Source organism: Nostoc mirabile CHAB5784, from assembly GCF_020829645.1.
GTDB classification, from domain to species: domain Bacteria; phylum Cyanobacteriota; class Cyanobacteriia; order Cyanobacteriales; family Nostocaceae; genus Nostoc; species Nostoc mirabile.
This window is the reverse complement of the sequence record NZ_JAIVFS010000129.1, coordinates 1-17837: the sequence shown is the minus strand read 5'-3', so window position 1 is coordinate 17837 and position 17837 is coordinate 1. Positions and strand designations below refer to the sequence as shown.

15 protein-coding genes and 2 pseudogenes are annotated in these 17837 nt (G+C 43.9%); 13 read left to right on the top strand and 4 right to left on the bottom strand.

Annotated elements, in window-relative coordinates; genetic code table 11:
• Positions 1-355: 355 nt before the first annotated feature.
• The 3 genes from LC653_RS39015 (at position 356) to LC653_RS39005 (ending at position 2697) form a co-directional block, all read left to right on the top strand.
• Positions 356-1015, top strand: coding sequence for a phosphoribosylanthranilate isomerase (locus tag LC653_RS39015; RefSeq protein WP_229500695.1), 660 nt, complete (start codon positions 356-358; stop codon positions 1013-1015).
• A 424-nt stretch (positions 1016-1439) separates the two neighbouring features.
• Entirely contained in the window at positions 1440-2255 is an 816-nt protein-coding gene (locus LC653_RS39010; RefSeq protein WP_229500694.1) for a DUF1838 domain-containing protein, read from the top strand.
• Between the two features lie 73 nt (positions 2256-2328).
• Positions 2329-2697, top strand: a complete 369-nt coding sequence (locus LC653_RS39005) for a four helix bundle protein (protein WP_229500693.1) — start codon at positions 2329-2331, stop codon at positions 2695-2697.
• On the opposite strand, the gene LC653_RS39000 is transcribed toward LC653_RS39005, so the two are convergent.
• A complete protein-coding gene (locus LC653_RS39000; protein WP_229500692.1) occupies positions 2681-3910 on the bottom strand; it encodes a PAS domain S-box protein in 1230 nt (409 codons plus the stop codon). The genes LC653_RS39005 and LC653_RS39000 overlap by 17 nt on opposite strands.
• A 517-nt stretch (positions 3911-4427) precedes the next feature.
• Between LC653_RS39000 and LC653_RS38995 the strand changes: the two genes are divergently transcribed.
• Entirely contained in the window at positions 4428-5033 is a 606-nt protein-coding gene (locus LC653_RS38995; RefSeq protein ID WP_229500691.1) for a nucleotidyltransferase domain-containing protein, read from the top strand.
• Between the two features lie 126 nt (positions 5034-5159).
• A complete protein-coding gene (locus tag LC653_RS38990; protein WP_229500690.1) occupies positions 5160-5381 on the top strand; it encodes a hypothetical protein in 222 nt (73 codons plus the stop codon).
• Positions 5382-5447: 66 nt separating this feature from the next.
• On the opposite strand, the gene glsA is transcribed toward LC653_RS38990, so the two are convergent.
• A complete protein-coding gene (glsA, locus tag LC653_RS38985) occupies positions 5448-6440 on the bottom strand; it encodes a glutaminase A (protein WP_229500689.1) in 993 nt (330 codons plus the stop codon).
• 1091 nt (positions 6441-7531) lie between these two features.
• On the opposite strand from glsA, the gene LC653_RS38980 reads away from it, so the two are divergent.
• From LC653_RS38980 to LC653_RS38960, 6 genes are all read left to right on the top strand, one after another.
• Positions 7532-8632, top strand: a complete 1101-nt coding sequence (locus LC653_RS38980; protein ID WP_229500688.1) for a septal ring lytic transglycosylase RlpA family protein — start codon at positions 7532-7534, stop codon at positions 8630-8632.
• 342 nt (positions 8633-8974) lie between these two features.
• Positions 8975-10576: a bifunctional pantoate--beta-alanine ligase/(d)CMP kinase gene (locus tag LC653_RS38975; RefSeq protein ID WP_229500687.1), complete on the top strand. Its 1602-nt coding sequence runs from the start codon at positions 8975-8977 to the stop codon at positions 10574-10576.
• A gap of 691 nt (positions 10577-11267) precedes the next feature.
• A complete protein-coding gene (sodB, locus tag LC653_RS38970) occupies positions 11268-11870 on the top strand; it encodes a superoxide dismutase [Fe] (protein WP_229500686.1) in 603 nt (200 codons plus the stop codon).
• A 138-nt stretch (positions 11871-12008) separates the two neighbouring features.
• Positions 12009-12140 carry a hypothetical protein gene (locus LC653_RS46565; RefSeq protein ID WP_267923385.1) on the top strand — a complete coding sequence of 44 codons (132 nt, stop codon included), beginning with the start codon at positions 12009-12011 and terminating at the stop codon, positions 12138-12140.
• Positions 12141-12717: 577 nt separating this feature from the next.
• Positions 12718-13854, top strand: coding sequence for an AIR synthase related protein (locus LC653_RS38965; protein ID WP_229500685.1), 1137 nt, complete (start codon positions 12718-12720; stop codon positions 13852-13854).
• A 461-nt stretch (positions 13855-14315) separates the two neighbouring features.
• The gene (locus LC653_RS38960; protein ID WP_229500684.1) at positions 14316-15002 is read left to right on the top strand and encodes a PHP domain-containing protein; all 687 of its coding nucleotides are present in this window, start codon (positions 14316-14318) and stop codon (positions 15000-15002) included.
• Between the two features lie 127 nt (positions 15003-15129).
• Here LC653_RS38960 and LC653_RS38955 read toward each other — a convergent pair whose 3' ends face one another.
• Positions 15130-16593: a calcium-binding protein gene (locus LC653_RS38955; RefSeq protein ID WP_229500683.1), complete on the bottom strand. Its 1464-nt coding sequence runs from the start codon at positions 16591-16593 to the stop codon at positions 15130-15132.
• 328 nt (positions 16594-16921) lie between these two features.
• On the opposite strand from LC653_RS38955, the gene LC653_RS47655 reads away from it, so the two are divergent.
• The gene (locus tag LC653_RS47655) at positions 16922-17077 is read left to right on the top strand and encodes a hypothetical protein (RefSeq protein ID WP_372478284.1); all 156 of its coding nucleotides are present in this window, start codon (positions 16922-16924) and stop codon (positions 17075-17077) included.
• Here the strand turns inward: LC653_RS47655 and LC653_RS38950 are convergent.
• A pseudogene (locus LC653_RS38950) lies at positions 17067-17417 on the bottom strand (NAD(P)H-dependent oxidoreductase); the annotation flags it as partial. The gene LC653_RS47655 and the pseudogene LC653_RS38950 sit on opposite strands and share 11 nt — an antisense overlap.
• On the opposite strand from LC653_RS38950, the pseudogene LC653_RS48080 reads away from it, so the two are divergent.
• Positions 17416-17837 (top strand): annotated as a pseudogene (locus LC653_RS48080) (hypothetical protein); the annotation flags it as partial. The pseudogenes LC653_RS38950 and LC653_RS48080 sit on opposite strands and share 2 nt — an antisense overlap.

The following is a 17837-nucleotide window of genomic DNA, read 5'->3' as shown; positions in this document are numbered from 1 at the left end:
ACCAACTTAGGCTGTCAGTAATAACACCTTTTCACCCCGCTTCAGGCATTGATGACTAGTCTCGAACCTGGGGGTGATGCTTTCACCGTTGCACCTACGGGGTAGGATTTGAGGATTCTAGGATACTAACTATCACCTACATGGTCATTCAGTTGTCAAGGTTCAGTACCTTGCGGCTAATCCTCCAGACCCTTATGGGTCTTAGTTTCTAGCCAACGATTCGCACTTCTATCCTTCTACCCTCCCCCACCTCCCTTCCTTTAAACTGTCAGCTTCAGGGATTATTCTAATATTTAGATGTTGCCGTTATTGTCAACTACTTTTAAAAGACTGGCGCTTTCGGAGTTAGGAAAGAATGGAAAGAACAGCAAACCCAAGAGTCAAAATTTGCTGTATTAGCAGCATAGAAGAAGCATGGATTGCCATTCGTTGCGGTGCATCTGCCCTCGGCTTGGTTTCTCAGATGCCAAGTGGCCCCGGTGTCATCTCTGAAGAACTCATTGCGGAAATTGCTGCTTGTGTGCCACCCCCGATCGCTACTTTTTTACTTACTTCTAGCCTTGATGCTCAAGAGATTATTCAGCAAGTAAGGCGCTGTCGGACAAATACTGTGCAAATCTGCGATCGCCTAGAATCAGGAAGCTATCAAGATATCCGAGATGCCTTACCTGGGATCTCCATTGTCCAAGTAATTCACGTCATTACAGAAAAATCTCTAGACGAGGCAATCAGCGTAGCGCCCTATGTAGATGCAATTCTACTAGACTCCGGCAATCAATCACTGCTGATTAAAGAGTTGGGCGGCACAGGACGCTTACACGACTGGAACTTGAGCGCCAAAATCCGTGAGCAAGTAAACGTGCCAATTTTCTTAGCTGGAGGGCTGAAACCTGAAAATGTTGCGATTGCAGTTGAGCAAGTTGCTCCTTTCGGACTAGATTTGTGTAGCGCGGTTCGTAGCAATGGCAAATTAGATGAGAATAAATTGAAGCTGTTCTTCCAGCAATTGAACTAGTTCCGTGGGTTTAAGTCCCCCGGTTCAAAAATCACGCAAGTTCTGTGTTGGGGTTAAATCCCCATTACAAAACAAAATTTACGAAAGCGTTGCGGGGCGAAGCCCATTACGAATTACGAATTACGAATTACGAATTATTTAATAGGGCATTGGGCAGAAGCGAGATAAAACTCCTAACTCAATACGCTTGGGTTAAGGCTAAAACCCTTTGTGAAATCAAATTTTTTAACGAACCACAGAGGCGCAGAGAAGCCAGTGCGTTGGGCGGGTTCCCCGACTTGAAGCAACTGGCGCGACACAGAGAGAAGGAAAAAATGCTTAACTGAACTGTATTGACTCCTAACTCCCTAGTACAGACGCGATTAATCGCGTCTCTCCCTACTCCCCACTCCCCACTCCCTTTTAAATACAAAGGATGTTTTAGATGGTTGCCCAAATCCAAGAACTTGAAGCGCAGCACTGGGTTAAAACTCGTTCTTCCCTCGACCCTAGCGAATCCACTTTCCTGATTTGGAAAGGTAAAATTTACGCTTTTATCCCCGGTGAGAAAAGACAACTCCTGTTTAAGATGCTGGGATTGAGTGTTAGCAGGTGTATTCCCACAGCAGAGGGTAGCTGGGATTTTACTTCCAGGGAATTAACTTACTACCTCAACCCACAAACAGATGAAGTCTTACACAAATGGGAAAATCCTTGGACAGGCGAGACAGTTCCAGTGATTCACGTTGCCAATAATCCAGTGCAGGGCAAGTTTAAGGGAAATTTCCCCGCACAAGTAGATGGTGACAGTACAACCTTTGTTTTTGATATATTTCCCTATTACCCTAATCCCTTAGCAGACGATCCCAAATTTGCCGAATACTGCCCAAATCCAATTTATCAGGCAGCGGAATTGTTTAAATTAACTGTGCCAACCGCAGATTTATTCAACACAGCCCTCTCCTCAGTTTCTCAACTCAAACTAAGCTGGGATAGGATTGGTCAATGGCTTCCCTGGATGAAAATGGGCGATCGCCCCGGTCAACTTATCTACAGTGCTGTTGGCAGCAAAGTCAATGGTTTAACAGAACTGCCCCCACTGTTGCAAGACGAAATTAATAACCGTATTCCTTTATATAAAAAAGCCCCAAAAGCATTGATAGATGGGGAAGATATGACTTCCTGGTTGTACTTTCAAAAGCACTTTCAAGCTTACTTGGCTGGTGAAATCTTCCCGCTTCCCCAAGCAGAAGAATTTTAACCGAAGAGGCAGGGGGCAGGGAGCAGGGGGCAGGGGGCAGGGGGCAGGGAGCAGGAGGCAGGGGGCAGGGGGAATGGAAAAAGAACCAATTAAAAGTCATGAAAACTTGGAAGTATACAAAATGGCGTTTGATACAGCCATGAAAATATTTGAACTATCCAAGAAGTTTCCTGTAGAAGAGAGATATTCGTTGACCGATCAAATTCGTAGATCGTCACGTTCTGTATGTGCAAATCTGGCGGAAGCATGGAGAAAACGTCGCTATGAAGCTGCTTTTGTGGCTAAGTTAAATGATTCGGATTCAGTTGCAGCAGAGACTCAGACTTGGTTGAAATTTGCTGTCAAGTGCAGTTATTTAGATGTTGATACAGGTCGAGAACTTTATGGAAATTACAACCGAGTATTAGGCATTCTAGTAACCATAATCAACAATCCATTTTAACCCGGTTTGCGGCTTCGGCTTCTTCCCGTGATGCTTCTGCTGCCAACCGTGCTTGCTGTTCTGCTTCGTATAATCGGGCATTCTCAACTGCGATCAATGCCATTTGTGCTAACTGCACGAGTATGGCTTCGTCCGCTTCGGTGAAATCACCTTCATATTTGTCTGAAAGCTGAATTAAGCCGATATTATGTCCGTCTCGTCCCATTAAAGGTGCTGCAAGCCAGCCCCGCATCGGAGGGTGGTTTTTTACCTCGTTGCCAAAGCCTCGCCAACGGGGATGACTTTCAAGTTCGGCTTGGGTCATCCGCATTGAGTCATTTAGGTGACATACACAGGCGTAAATTCCAGATCCATCTGGCTGTTGATCGTAGTCTCGCCACTGCGCGTACTTATCAGACAGGTAAACGGCGTTAATTGCCTGTGCCCAGTTTTGGTCAATGGTCATGCTGGCGACAGACTGGTGGGTACTAATAATCGATGCTGCCTGCTCGGTAATTACTTGCAGGACTTCTTGAACCGACAGGGCAGAATTGATTGCCAGCGCTGCTGTTGTCAATCCCTGCAATTGCTTGGCATAGTGTTGTTCGCGGGTCAGGAGTTGTTCGCGCTCGGCTTGGGCTTGTTTACGATTAGTGATGTCAATTATAAATTCCACGCCATCTTCTTCATTGAGACGCTTGGCACAAAACAATGCCCACCAGCGTGAGCCGTCCTTGCGGATGTATTCCTTTTCGTAGGGAGTAGTGCTGCCAGTTGCTTTAAACTCTTCGATTGCTCTGAGGGAATGCGGCATCCACTCCGGTGGTGTCATTTTGTCCCACCGCCCCAATCCTTGCTCAATATCCTCACGGCTGTAGCCGCTCATTTTGAGGAAAGCATCGTTGGTTTCGGTGATACTACCGTTGGTTTTGAAGAAAATGACACCGACCGTTTCGATTGCGATCGCTACCCAGCGAAATCTGGATTCACCATTAGGATCTGTTTCCAGTAAACTGACTCCTGCAGTATCGGCTCGACATAAATCGATGGCAATCTCAACCAGGGTTTTAAGTGTAGATTGCGGATTGTCAATGAGTTCTTGACTGAGGATGTGGAGCGCTCGGTTTTCAGGCGCTAAATCTGGCTGTTTCGCTGGACGACCAGCCAGTGCCTCTGTAATCAAGACATCCGCTTCCGTGACTGCAGGAGTAAAGTTTTGGGATAAACACATCATTAATATATACGCAACTCGCTGTGTTTAACTGAAATGAAAAGGCTCAAGTAATTATTAGACTTATAACAAGCTCAATAATGCATCCAGCTAAAAGCAAATAAATTTAATCTTTAATTAATATCTCTTTAAGCTGGCGGCTTTATCTTTTGAAATTCTTTAATTGCTTCGATATGGGCTTGATTTACCTTTATATGCTCCTTTACTATTTCTGAAAATATATCCTCGCCTATCTATAACAGTTAGTGAAAAACTTACTAGTATAAAAATTTAATGTTCCAATAATATTTTATATGCTATTTAAAACCTAGCTAACTAGCTAAAGATGGATGAAATTGGCGTTTAAGCTAATCCTTCCGACTGCCGCGTAGGCGTAGCCAGTTGTAGGCATCGCTATTAAAATTAGGACTTACGCAAAAGTACACGCGCTCAGGGGCAATTCATGAATTGCCCCTACGTGAAATAAGGGTTTCGGCTATTGTTTGCGTAAGTCCTGAAAATTTCAAAAATTGGAGATAGTATGGCTGTTCCCGAACCCCAACGAGAGCTTCTAGAAAAGATTCTGGCAAAGTTGAAGACGGATAACCGTTTGCTGGGTGTAGCGATTGGTGGTTCTTATTTGAGCAGAGAAATGGATGAGTATTCCGACCTGGATCTCATTATTGTTGTAGATGATGTTCATTATCAGCAAGTTTTAAAAGAGCGTCAGCTTTTAGCCAGCAAACTAGGGAAACTGCTAGCAGCTTTTACCGGTGAACACGTCGGCGAACCCCGATTATTAATCTGTCTCTATGACAGTCCTCTGGTACACGTCGATTTAAAGTTTTTGCTTTTACAAGATTTTCAAACAGACCGCACAGAAAATCCTATTATTCTATGGGAGCGAGGTAATCTACTAACCTTAGCTGTTTCAGAGAACCCACGGAATTATACACCTTTTGACCCGCAGTGGATTGAAGACCGCTTCTGGGTGTGGGTACACTACGGTGCAACTAAATTAGGAAGAGGTGAACTTTTTGAAGTCATTGATTTTCTTTCTTTTCTGCGTGGGCAAGTTCTGGCTCCATTAGCCAAGGTGCAAGTTGGACTGCTTCCACGCGGTGTGATATCATGTCCGTATAATTAGTTATGATTTCCACAGTCATTGCACCCCACCCCTTAATCCCCTCCCCGCAAGCGGGGAGGGGAGACAAAGCGTAGCTTTGGCGGGGTGGGGTTCTTCGGGTTTAATAAGTAATCAAGCGGACATGATATGAGAAATCTGGAAACAGAAATTCCGTCTTATTTGAATGATTTTCGTCAAACTATTCCCGCTAAACATGACCAAGAGGAAATTGCGCGATCGCTTCAACACACCATTCGTTTTTACTGCCAACTTCGCTCTAAATTAACAATGCCAGAGTTGATTATCCACTCTCAAGCCGAAGCTGCCTCTACAAAATATCTACAATCAGTAATAGATGAGTTCAAATAGCGCTAATAAAACTCAGGATTAATCCCCAACAAACATAGAACCTCTTTCTCTGCCCCTTTGCTTCCTTCAACCAAATTTCGCCTCTTGGCCTGAACAATCAAATAAATGTAAACCTAACCGTTGGGAAAGTTCTTCACACACCTTTACCCCCCGCACACTGTTACCACGCATATCCAACAGAGGCGAAAAAACTCCAATGCCCATCTTATTGGGTACAACGGCGATAATCCCACCACAAATTCCGCTTTTGGCCGGAATCCCAATTTTATAAGCCCACTCACCTGCAAAGTTGTACATTCCGCAGGTATACATCACACTCAAAATATCTTTGATGTAACGCTTATCTACCGCCTGTTCTTTGGTAATCGGGTTAATACCTCTGTTAGCAAGGGTAGCCGCCATCACTGCTAAGTCTTGGCAATTCACCATCACAGCACACTGCTGGAAATAAAGATCCAGCGACTCTTCAATATTGCGGTCAATCATGCCAAAGTTGAGCATCAGATGCGCCATTGCGCGGTTACGATGCCCTGTACTGCGTTCTGAGGTAAAAACTGAAATGTCAACGAACACGTCGCGCCCAATATATCGTCGGAACATATCCAGCATTCGGTTGAGGCGTTCGGTTGGGCCAGAACCTTTAATTAAGCTGGTGGTTGCGATCGCTCCAGCGTTTACCATTGGGTTATAAGGCCGCTTCGATTGCTCATCCAAAACAATCGCGTTAAATGCATCCCCCGTCGGTTCCACGCCAACTCTAGTCAAGACGTAATCCAGCCCATGATCTTCTAAGGCAAGTCCATAAGCAAACACCTTGGAAATTGACTGAATGGTAAAGAGTTGATCGTAGTCCCCAACTTTGTAAACCTGACCATCTACTGTCACAATGCAAATGCTGAACAAATCCGGGTTTACCTTTGCCAGTTCTGGAATGTATTTCGCTACTGCACCCTCCCCCAGTAACTTGTACTGAGAATGCAAATCCTTAAGAACAGCTAATAATGGCGATGGATCTATTGGATCTATTTCTAAATCTCCTTGATGTGCTTGGTTTGTCATCACGCTGATAGCATTCCCCAAAATAATCACTATATATAGTAGGGGTACAGCTGTACATCCCTACAGCCGCAAAGATTTTTGAACAGATAGCTTGCTCTAAAAAATCATACGACTTACGCAAATTATCTCTCAAACTCTGATTTCTCCGGCCGCGCCAGTTGCTACCCTTCTCCTGACGGAGACGCTGCGCGAACGGGAACGCGCTTGAGCGAACAAGTCTCTTAACCGCAAGGGCGCACTGGCTTCTCTGTGCCTCTGTGGTTCGTTATTCCGTAACTCGTGCGTAAGTCCTAAATCATATTTGAGCAACTACTTAGGGCGGAAAATAGCTATTGTTACTTTTAATACCAAAAAGATTTTTTCTACAAGCGATCGCAAAGATTTCTTAATTTTTGTATCATTAATCCTGAAAAACATTAAATTGAGTATCTTCCTTCTTTTTATACTCAGTATTACTGTGATGTCAAGTTACATATATCACTATTTTCAGCCTAGTCATGGAAAATAAAAGTCATGATTAATCCAAGTAGAAAAACCTTTGAAAAAAGATATTAAACTCAAATTAATTTACATAATTATTTAAGATGTAACTCATATCATGACTTATTCGTAGGGAAATATAAATATTTCATTAAATAAGTTATTTTAAGTATTTATGCCGTTGCCATTTAATTAAAGTTATATTACCTTCTAGTAGGAAATAGTGAAAATAAATGTAATTTAAAATACACGGATAGTGGCGAGCCTTTAGAACCGATGTGAATGGGGTATCGTCACTTTAGTGTGCAATAAGCGTAAAGTTTTTTTAAGAAATTTTGGACTTGCCAAAAAAAGCGTTACATAGCCAAAGTCCTCATTTGAGAAAGGTTTCGCCCTTAAAATTGGAATTGGAATTTGAGAAAGCTGCCAAGAATTACGCTAAAACCCTGATCCCCAAGCCAAAAGGTTCGTGCTAGTCTGTTGCAGTTATAAACAACAAAAGTGAAAACGGAACGAATTCGAGTTTTTCAGGAGGGAAGTCACTTTCACAAAGTGAAAAATCCCGCGAATCATAAAACTTAAATTCTACAGTCGCTTTAAAAAACGGACGCATGAATCAAAGACATTTGTGGATTATTGTTGCCCTGTCTATAGCTGCTTTGGGCATACCCTCAGTTGGTTGTACTCAAACCACCAAGGGAAATGCGCTAGCTTCCCAGAAATCACCCGCCCCTGATGTGGTGAAGGTGGGAGAGTACCAATCCAGAGCAGGGAAACAAACCTTGGATGCTGTGATTACAGAAATTCATCCTCACAATATTAGAGGACGTAAGGCGGCAACCCTTTTTATCCGAAATATACCTGTTCTCACCTTTTTGAGTTCTGTATCAAATACGAATCTTGAAAGTAAAAAAGTTGGTGCAATTGCAGATACTAGGGGCGTACAACAGTACGCCCTTATTGCTAGCAATTCATCAAATGCACTGAATACTGAGAACGTAAAAGATGTAAGTAACCAGAGTAGCTCCGGTGACAATGACCCGGTTCAGATAGCTGGTGTAATAGCAGCTAAGATCAACCAGTTGAATCGGGAAAATGTGGACGGGAGTAAGATTACCGTAAGTTGGAAAGCAGGGGAAAAATCGACTGCCAATCAAGCGCAAAATAAAAGCGCCCCCCTCCAACAAAATGGCGATCGCTATGTAATCAAAATTAATGGCGAAGAATTAGTCGAAATCAACGAAGGTACGCGACTAGCAGATACCACCAACAATCTGGCGCAAGATGCATTGCAGGCAACCAATCGCCTACGGAGACTACTAGGTAATGCATCTCCCTTAAAAGAAATTGCTAATTTACCAGTGCGTCTACCATTATCAATACCAAAGCTACCTCAACAGGCCCTTGGAGTAGTGCGAGCCACCTTGAGAGGTATGGCTTCTTATTATGGCTATGACGGTTCTGGTAATCGTACTGCTAGCGGTCAGAGATTCAACCCAGAAGGCATGACTGCCGCCCATCGCAGCTTACCATTTGGTACACAAGTCCGTGTAACCAACACCCGCAACGGTCGTTCTGTAGTGCTGCGAATTAATGACCGAGGCCCATTCATTCGGGGTCGAGTCATTGATGTATCTGCTGGCGCAGCTCGAATTTTGGGAATGATGGGCAGTGGTGTGGCACCAGTACATATTGAAGTCTTAGGGAAATAATTGAGTAGGGAGTGGGGAGTAGGGAGTAGGGAAGAAAGTTAATTACTTACTCTCCACTCCCCAATACCTTTCGGTTAAGGAATTTCTTGGTTGAGGCAGGCTGTTCTTGAGCAATTTGGGAAGAGAAGCTGTTCTTGAGAGAAGAATTACTAGAACAATAACTCTCTTCCCTCAAGATCCTCCCCTGCTTCCTCTGCTTATCCGAACCGTATTACCCCACTCCCCACTCCCCATTCCCCACTCCCCACTCTCCATAACAATTCCCCTAGTTCAATCATCTCTTCCCTCTCTTTCAGATATAAACTAACGGGGGAGGGATCGATAAGAACTAGGGGTATTTTTGTGCGCCTGCTGACAACAGTCGCAGCTTTACGCTGCTATTTAACTAAACGCTGCTCAGAAAACAAGCTAATTGCGGTTACTGAGGATCTAAGACTAGATGAGATGGCTGGCTGGTATCAGACGGCAGTCGGTCTGGTGCCAACGATGGGAAATTTGCATCAAGGTCATTTAAGCTTGATTCAACGGGCGCGGCAAGAAAATTCTACGGTGATTGTGAGTATTTTCGTCAATCCCCTGCAATTTGCTCCCAATGAGGATTATCAACGCTACCCTCGCACTTTAGAGCAAGACCAACAATTTTGCGAACAAGCTGGGGTAGATGCAATTTTTGCGCCAACTCCGGAAGAAATGGCAGTTCCTCAGAAGAGTATACAAGAATCAAAGGTTACACAAGTTATCCCCCCGTCTGCTATGATAACAGGCTTGTGTGGTCGTTCTCGGCAAGGTCACTTTCAGGGTGTCGCTACGATTGTGACCAAACTTTTCAACTTGGTACAGCCTGACCGTGCCTACTTTGGCCAAAAGGATGGTCAGCAACTGGCAATTATTAAACGCTTAGTAGCTGACTTAAATTTGCCAGTAGAAATTGTTGGTTGTCCAATAGTGCGGGAAGCTTCGGGTCTTGCGTTCAGTTCTCGTAATCAATATTTGACTGCAACGGCAAAAGAGCAAGCAGCAGCATTATATCGCGGCTTGCGACGAGCTGAAGCTGCATTCATTGCAGGCGATCGCAATAGTAACAAGTTGATAGCACTAGTACAGCAAGAAGTGGCTATAGTCAGCACGATTTTAGTGGAATATATTGAATTGGTTGAACCGACTACGTTAATGTCTTTAGAAAAAGTTCAGGAGGAAGGAATGTTGGCGATCGCAGCTCGTCTTGAGTCTACACGTTTGATTGACAATATCATATTGCGCGATCGTCAACCCATCATCGCCATTGATGGCCCAGCCGGGGCTGGAAAATCCACAGTGGCGCGTCAAGTGGCAGCAAATCTAAATCTCGTGTATTTAGATACAGGAGCGATGTACCGTGCTGTAACTTGGTTAGTTTTGCAAAAGGGGATTGCCATTGATGATGAGTGTGCGATCGCCCAATTAACTAGCCAGTGTAAAATTGAACTTACCCCCACTCAGGATTTACAATCGTCGGTGCGGGTTTGGATTGATGGTATCGATGTTACCCAGGCAATTCGCACGATTGAGGTAACTTCTATTGTATCTGCGATCGCTGCACAAAGCGCTGTTCGTCAAGCACTGGTTAAACAACAGCAAAACTGGGGTAAAAGAGGTGGTTTAGTGGCTGAAGGTCGAGACATCGGTACTCACGTATTCCCCGATGCCGAAGTGAAAATCTTCTTAACCGCTTCTGTGAGTGAACGCGCCCGTCGCCGCCAGGAAGACTTTAACAAACAAGGTCAACCTGAAATGAGTTTAGAGCAGCTGGAACGGGATATTACTGAACGCGATTGGAAAGATAGTACACGCAAAGTTTCCCCTTTGCAAAAAGCAGCAGATGCGGTTGAAGTTCAAACCGATGGTCTGAATATTTCTGAAGTCACAGCACAAATTGTGAACTACTACCAGCAGCGTTTATCTTAGTAGTAATCATCACTATTTGCTGTTAGTTTTTCAGTTCAAAAGGGTGGTGGGTGAGTGATTATCCACTTACCACCCTCAAAACTGTACCTACCAATAATTTTAAAATTTTAGTCTTGTATTCTACCTAGCTTTTTTAAGTGCTAAATCATCACGCTTTCGACTGATCCTTCACATCACAATTAATCCCGCTACAGATAGAAGCCTGAAAGCTTTGATTGCTAAATGCTAAGTAAAAGGCAGTTTTTGCTGAAGGCAGAATAACGGCAGTTGTTCCACGAGGAAACCCCTTCTCTGCGAGAGGCTTCTCTTTCAGAGACGCTAATGCGAACGCCAACGCGTAGGGTCTTGTAGAGAAGACCGCATCGCCTCTAAAAGGAAAAACCTGCTCAGAAAGCTGATTTTACTGGTTGGCATTTTACGTTTAATTATGCCTATCTACTTAATTACTTATTAGTTTTTAGCTAGGAAATATTAGCCATTTTTATTTATAGTCATTATTTCCTAGTGATTTGACTTATTTTACTTATTAGACGAGTACTTTGTTTTTATCTTCACTTTGGTAGTAAAATGACGATGTTAAGTTTTATGTTTCATCATTAAAGACATAAAACCCCAAAAATAAAAGCTGTTAATTTCCTAAGCTTCTGTAATAGCTTAAAACTGGAAACCGGTAAAGAGAGGATTTGACACGATGGCATTTGTACAAGACCCACTACCCTTCGATATTAATGCTTTAGAGCCTTATGGCATGAAAGCTGAAACTTTCGAGTATCACTATGGCAAGCATCACAAAGCTTATGTAGACAACCTCAACAAGCTCACTGAAGGTACAGAACTTGCTAATAAGTCTCTCGAAGAGGTGATCAAAACTTCCTTCAACGACTCCTCTAAGGCGGGAATCTTCAACAACGCTGCCCAAGTTTGGAACCACACCTTCTTTTGGAATTCCTTAAAACCAGCAGGTGGCGGCGCACCCACTGGTGATCTCGCAGCCAAAATCGATAAAGATTTTGGTAGCTTCGACAAATTCAAGGAAGAGTTCTCGAATGCAGCCGCAACTCAATTCGGCAGTGGCTGGTCTTGGCTCATTGATGATGGTGGTACACTGAAGGTGATCAAAACACCAAATGCAGAAAACCCTCTAGCTCATGGTAAGAAAGCACTCCTAACCTTGGATGTTTGGGAACACGCCTACTACATTGACTATAGAAACGCCCGTCCGGCCTTCATCAAGAATTTCCTAGATAACTTGGTCAACTGGGACTTTGCTGCTGAAAACTTGGCCAAAGCTTAATTAACTGTCAGTTTTGAACTGGCTCCACCAAGAAAAGGGAGAAATTAAAAAGAATTTCTCCCTTTTCTGTTCTTAAGTGGCGGGACGGGCAATAGCTTGAATAAAAGTAGTGGCATGAAAATCAAAATATAAAACATTATGGATAGTAAAGAACTAGCACAATACATAGAAGCAACTAATAGCATTACTAAACCTTGGCTATTGGTACAACTGCGCCTTAAGAAACTGCAAGAGCGTCGAGCTACGCTTACAGACGATGTTTACCTTTAACAGCAATTCATCTCACATCTTACCGCTTGATCGGAAGTGTGAGATGAATTGCGCGTGAGGTGAGGAGTGTAGTCTGACCTCTTCGAGGTTCGTCAGTCGCTCATGGGGGAAACCCCCAAGACCGCGCTGACTCACCAAATTTCTCGCGTAGCGAAAACCGGAAAGACTACAACGACGAAACGAGCAAAGTATGGTAAAATACAATCAACTTGACCATCAATGCCATAAGCGAAAACCAAGCTAAAAGGTATATGTTGCAAGATTTTGATTTGGGTCTTGGGAACCAGGACTCCTGACAAGAGGAGGGAATGTAAGACCAATAAAGCTATGGAGTAATAAATGGCTGTTCCCAATGAATTGGGAAGCCTACACTTACCCGTCTCTTAAGTGTAGGTAGTTCACAACAAAGAATTAAAGGACATTCACCAAGACATGATGAATTTGGGGGAATGGTGGCGCGGTATTGAAGATGAGGTATTTTAAAGTTAGGAGTTACGAGTTATGAGTTTTCCTAACTTTTAACTCCTGCACAGATGCGATTAATTGCGTCTCTACTCCTAAATTAAAACGCAACCTGATGGCTCAAGCTCTCGATCAAGTCGATTACGATACTCTCGATGCCGCAAAACGACGCTTCATCGATGCCGCAAAACGCACCCTTGGCTTTGCAAGCGCCTATGGCATCGTGCCCGCATCTGGTCTTGGAGCAAGTGCTAACGCTTTTAGCTTCAATCTCACTCCATTTCTAGAGGCGGGGGCTAGAGAACTTTCGATGACACTTGTCCCGGAAGGACTGGGTACAGCAGACGATACTCGACCTGACGACCTTTCCGAAGAAGAACTTCGACGATTTTGGTGGAATATCGGTATCAAGATCATCTCGTGTCTTACGAACGATGCCGCAACATCAGGTATGCAGACTATACTTCTCGGTTTATATCTGCCATCGAGTACTCCTGAAACGATCTTCACCCCGGCGTTCCTTGATGGGTTTCTGGATGGAGTAGTTGAAGGATGCAAACGAGTGGGGTGTGTATACCTCTCAGGAGAAACTCCTCAACTAAAAACGAAGATGATTCCAGGTCGGCTCGACATCGCAGGCTCGGTTTTTGGGGTTATGCCGGCTGGTGTCGCTCCTATTGATAGCTCGCGTCTGGATGCCGGAAATACCATTGTTTTGGTCGAGAGTTCGGGGCCCCATGAGAACGGCTTTACCCCACTGCGAAAGCTTGCCCAGTCCCTCCCTGATGGCTACAGAACAAAACTTCCAAGTGGGCAGGAGTTCTGGGAAGCGATGAATGCCGCTTCGTATCTTTACACGCCGCTTGTGCAGGCGGTGCTTGGCGAGGGAATTCGTCCCACTGCTATGGAGAATATCACTGGACATGGATGGCAAAAGCTGATGCGGTCGGTGAAGCCGCTCCGGTATGTGATTGAAACGATGCTCCCAGTGCCGGAGATATTTACGTTTGTCGAGGGTCATCTTGAGGGCGGGGCAACGACGATGCTTTCTGTGTTCAATTACGGTGCAGGATTTGCATTCTATACAGAGTCGGAGCAGGATGCAGAGAGGATCGTTATCCTCGCAAGAGAACATAAGCTTACGGCTGTGATTGCCGGGAGGGTTGAAGCGTCCCTTAGCCGCGAGGTAGTGGTAGAACCGCTTGGTATCACCTTAAAGGGAGATTCTTTTGGAATTGCGCGAGGGGTATAGTTATTCAGGAGCGATCGCTAGTTTTCTTGAAGCTATTGTAGGCTGACTTATGCGATGCCTGCGGCGGGCTACGCCTACGCTGAAATCATTACTAGTTATCTACACTAGTGTAATTACTGGCAAAAATCATATTTTATTACACGTAATCTATAATTGAATTGCAGGCTTCTCAAATAAAATTACCTCTTAAGTCTTTAAAAGCAAGTCATTTAGCACAACTACTGTAGGCGTATTTATATAAAGTTATATGCAATGTTTTTGACTACTTATTTTTAAAGTAGTCCAAATTACCCATGACTACTGAGGTTAAGATTTGCTAACGTAGTCTTAACATATTGAAAAATTTGCTGAGAAAGCTGAGAAAGTAGCAACCGACACTAATTCTTATTGTTGGGTCTTTCTCATCTCTAGATGTACCGTTTTAGTGTGTTAAAAAGATATATTTTTGTTCAGAGGGGGTTATGGTTGTAAATTTGGCCCGAACTACTGCTTCCACAGAACTTTTGAAGCAAGTATTCCAAAACATTGATGCACAAAGTTGTCCAAGGTTATTCAACTTTCACATGCACACCGTCTACTCGGATGGTAGGTTGCAGCCGAGTGCATTGATGGAACAGGCGATCGCTATTGGACTAAAAGGGTTAGCTATCACCGATCATCATGGTATTATCGGCTATCAAGCATCACTTGCTTGGTTAGAAGACTGGAAGTGGAATAATCCTGGTGCAAGCACTCCTTACCTGTGGAGTGGTGTGGAAATTAATGCCAACCTTTTGGATATAGAAGTTCACATTTTGGCTTACGCTTTTACACCAGAACACCCTAGCATAAAGCCTTATCTCCAAAGAAGGGCGACTACAGGCCAAGAATATCAGGCAAGTAACGTGATTGCAGCTATTCATGAAGCTGGGGGATTGGCGGTTCTGGCTCATCCGGCTCGTTACAAGCGATCGCTTTTTGACTTAATTCCAGCTGCGTCCGAAAAGGGCATTGATGGCGTGGAAACTTTCTACGCCTACAATAATCCTAACCCCTGGAAACCCAGCGTATTGGAATCAGAACAAGTACAAAAGTTGGCTGATGAATATTTTCTTTTCAATACCTGTGGTACTGATACCCACGGTTTGAGCCTGCTACAACGCTTGTAAAGATGAATCAATTTTTTTGAACTCTCCTGGTTAAATCTGCCAGGAGGTTATTCTATTTGGGATTTTCGCTAATCAAGCCTGATATCAACCCACATTCGGCAGGTTGGTTTGAAAATCATGATGCTAACTAAGCAAAGAAACTGCTCACTGCAATATTTCCTAACGCCGGTAAAGTACCCGTTAATCCTGTTAAATTGACTAACAAATCACTATTCGACTGAAAACCAGCAGTGCTATTATTGATGGCCAAGTAAGTTCCAGCGATCGCTCCACTTGTGACTCTGACTAAGGCTGCACCATTCACCCCTAAAGCTTGATTTCCGGCTACGGCTCCATTAGCATCAGTAAATACTTGGTTGGCTAAATTTACTAAAGTAGTGGCAGTCTTATCGGCGGCACGGGTAAAACTGCTAGGTGTAGTCACGGTTAGTGGGTCTGAAGTCAGTAAACCAATTGCATCTGTGCCAATGGTGAAGTCAGTAATGCGATCGCTTCCTGATACTAATGATTGTCCAAATTGGAAGATAAATGTATCTCTGCCGCCGCCGCCAGTTAAAGTATCAGCACCAACACCACCATTTAAAGCATCATTTCCATTGTCGCCATTAAGAACATTGGCTCCAGAGCTACCTGTGAGGATGTCATCGAAAATCGAGCCTTTTACGTTTTCAACGTTGAAAATAAAATCGGTTCCTGCACCACCAGTAGCGAATCCACTAGCAAGGTCTACGACAACCCTGGAACCGACAAAACCGTACTCAACAGTATCAATGCCACCTCCACCATCGATATTATCTGCACCAAATCCCCCTAAGAAAGATTCATTGGCATTAGAACCAGTCAGCACGTCATTAAAACGAGATCCTATGACTCGCTCAATGGAAATTAAGGTATCACCACCGCTACCACCAGTAACAACTCCGGTGGACAAATTAACATTCACTGCTGAACTAGCGTCTAAATAGACAGCAGTATCAAATCCTGCACCGCCATCAATTCTATCAGCGCCGCCAAACCCCTGAATCTGGTTATTTCCAGAGTTCCCAGTCAGTATATCGCCGAATGCTGACCCCTCAATATCTTCGACGTTGGAAATAACGGATGTGCCATCAGAAGTAATTGCCTGCCCTGTTGAGAGATTAACAATTACTCCCTCACTAAATTTTTGAAAGCTTAAGACATCAATACCCGCCCCACCATTGAAGGTGTCGTTACCTTTGGAGCCGCCAAAGCTATCATCCTCAGCAGATCCGAGGAAACTGTCATTACCTCGATAAACATATTGACCATAGTCGTATGATGACGTGCCGACAGTCAAAAGGCTATTTCTTGTTGCAACGTCAATATTTAGATTTGTGTCCTGGCTTGTGAGTTGGCCGTTAGTTCCGAAGGAAAACCGAGAAGTGATGGTTCCAGAATTAAAGAATCCGGTTGAACTATAGGTGAAATTAACACCTATAAAACTCTCCTGCGGAACGCCACTACTATAAAGTATTTCAAAATTGGTGGCAGTTTGCGCCCCAAAGAATTGGGCAAGAAAAGTAGTATCCGCAATGAACCTGTTACCTTGAAATAGCATGGTATTAGCCATAAAACTTTCTCTCCTGATTAAACGTTTGGTGTGAATTTATCTTCAGTTAAGATGTAATTAAGGATTTGCAAAAAATAAATTATCCAATCTTATGGGGTGGGCATTTTGCACACAGCAAAAAGCTGGCGAGAGAGAAGCCCACGCCACAAACTGACTTTTCACGGTATCTGGAAAACCTCTCTCTAAATCTCTCTCCTAAAAGGCTACCGTGTACACACAAGTCGAATTTCTTCTTAAATCCCAAAGATTACCTACTTAATCGCAGTGATGGTTAGGGTGGGGTAAAACTAAAGCTAAAACCTTAGTAAATCAGGTTTGGGGTGAGGTTTTGAGAATTTATGCAATAAATATATTGAATTCGGGTGGTCATTTATTGATTTCGGGTGGTCGTTTATTGATTTCGGGTGGTCATTTATTGAATTCGGGTGGTCGTTTATTGATTTCGGGTGGTCATTTATTGATTTCGGGTGGTCTACTTGCATGACTGCCAAAGTTCTCCCTTGAGTCGGGCGAACGGCTCCAATACTGAGCGGAATCCAGTCAATTTGGTTTTTCATAATGCCAGAAATTTGACCGTGCAGTTCTGGGCTAGACCAAACCTGCCCTTCTGACCACAAGCTTAATTGACGCAACTCCTGCACCTTTGGGTGGTTGTCAGGTACGCTGCCATAAATTGGTAGTTCACGGGGATCGAAAAACTTTACCTCTGCGCCAAATTCTTTAATTATACGTGCGGCTTCCTCTGCCAAGAAGCGGCTATAGGAACGCTCACGCAGGGAACCATATAAAAACAAAATTCTGGGAGGATGGTCAAATGTCGTCATGATAATTGCTTACGATTTCCAAGAAATAAAGTATCCAAGAAAACGAACCACAGAGGCGCAGAGGACACGGAGAGATGAAGAAGAGAGAGGATTGTTGTATGAGATTTTTGGATATTTTTTAATTTGGAAGTCCCTTATTTTCCTCCAACTTTTGCAAAAAGGTGCTTTGGGCTTCTCGCAATTCGACATCAGGATTTGCGTGTTGGATTTTCTGTATTGCGTCGTTATAAGACGAGCCAGTGTAAATCAGGTAAGAAGCCAGTATCGTTCCCGTTCTTCGCCTCCCACTGGTGCAATGAAAGACCGAGCCTTGCAAGCACTTGTCAAACTGGCATTAGAGCCAGAATGGGAAGCGCGATTTGAACCCAACTCATACGGGTTCAGAGCCGGACGCTCATGCCATGATGCTATCGAGGCAAT

Coding starts and splice junctions, on each gene's coding strand:
- LC653_RS39005 (WP_229500693.1), top strand. CDS start 2,329: ATGGAAAAAGAACCAATTAAAAGTCATGAAAACTTGGAAGTATACAAA.
- LC653_RS38990 (WP_229500690.1), top strand. CDS start 5,160: ATGAGAAATCTGGAAACAGAAATTCCGTCTTATTTGAATGATTTTCGT.
- LC653_RS38955 (WP_229500683.1), bottom strand. CDS start 16,593: ATGGCTAATACCATGCTATTTCAAGGTAACAGGTTCATTGCGGATACT.
- LC653_RS38995 (WP_229500691.1), top strand. CDS start 4,428: ATGGCTGTTCCCGAACCCCAACGAGAGCTTCTAGAAAAGATTCTGGCA.
- LC653_RS39015 (WP_229500695.1), top strand. CDS start 356: ATGGAAAGAACAGCAAACCCAAGAGTCAAAATTTGCTGTATTAGCAGC.
- LC653_RS38980 (WP_229500688.1), top strand. CDS start 7,532: ATGAATCAAAGACATTTGTGGATTATTGTTGCCCTGTCTATAGCTGCT.
- LC653_RS39010 (WP_229500694.1), top strand. CDS start 1,440: ATGGTTGCCCAAATCCAAGAACTTGAAGCGCAGCACTGGGTTAAAACT.
- sodB (WP_229500686.1), top strand. CDS start 11,268: ATGGCATTTGTACAAGACCCACTACCCTTCGATATTAATGCTTTAGAG.
- LC653_RS38960 (WP_229500684.1), top strand. CDS start 14,316: ATGGTTGTAAATTTGGCCCGAACTACTGCTTCCACAGAACTTTTGAAG.
- LC653_RS38965 (WP_229500685.1), top strand. CDS start 12,718: ATGGCTCAAGCTCTCGATCAAGTCGATTACGATACTCTCGATGCCGCA.
- glsA (WP_229500689.1), bottom strand. CDS start 6,440: ATGACAAACCAAGCACATCAAGGAGATTTAGAAATAGATCCAATAGAT.
- LC653_RS39000 (WP_229500692.1), bottom strand. CDS start 3,910: ATGATGTGTTTATCCCAAAACTTTACTCCTGCAGTCACGGAAGCGGAT.
- LC653_RS46565 (WP_267923385.1), top strand. CDS start 12,009: ATGGATAGTAAAGAACTAGCACAATACATAGAAGCAACTAATAGCATT.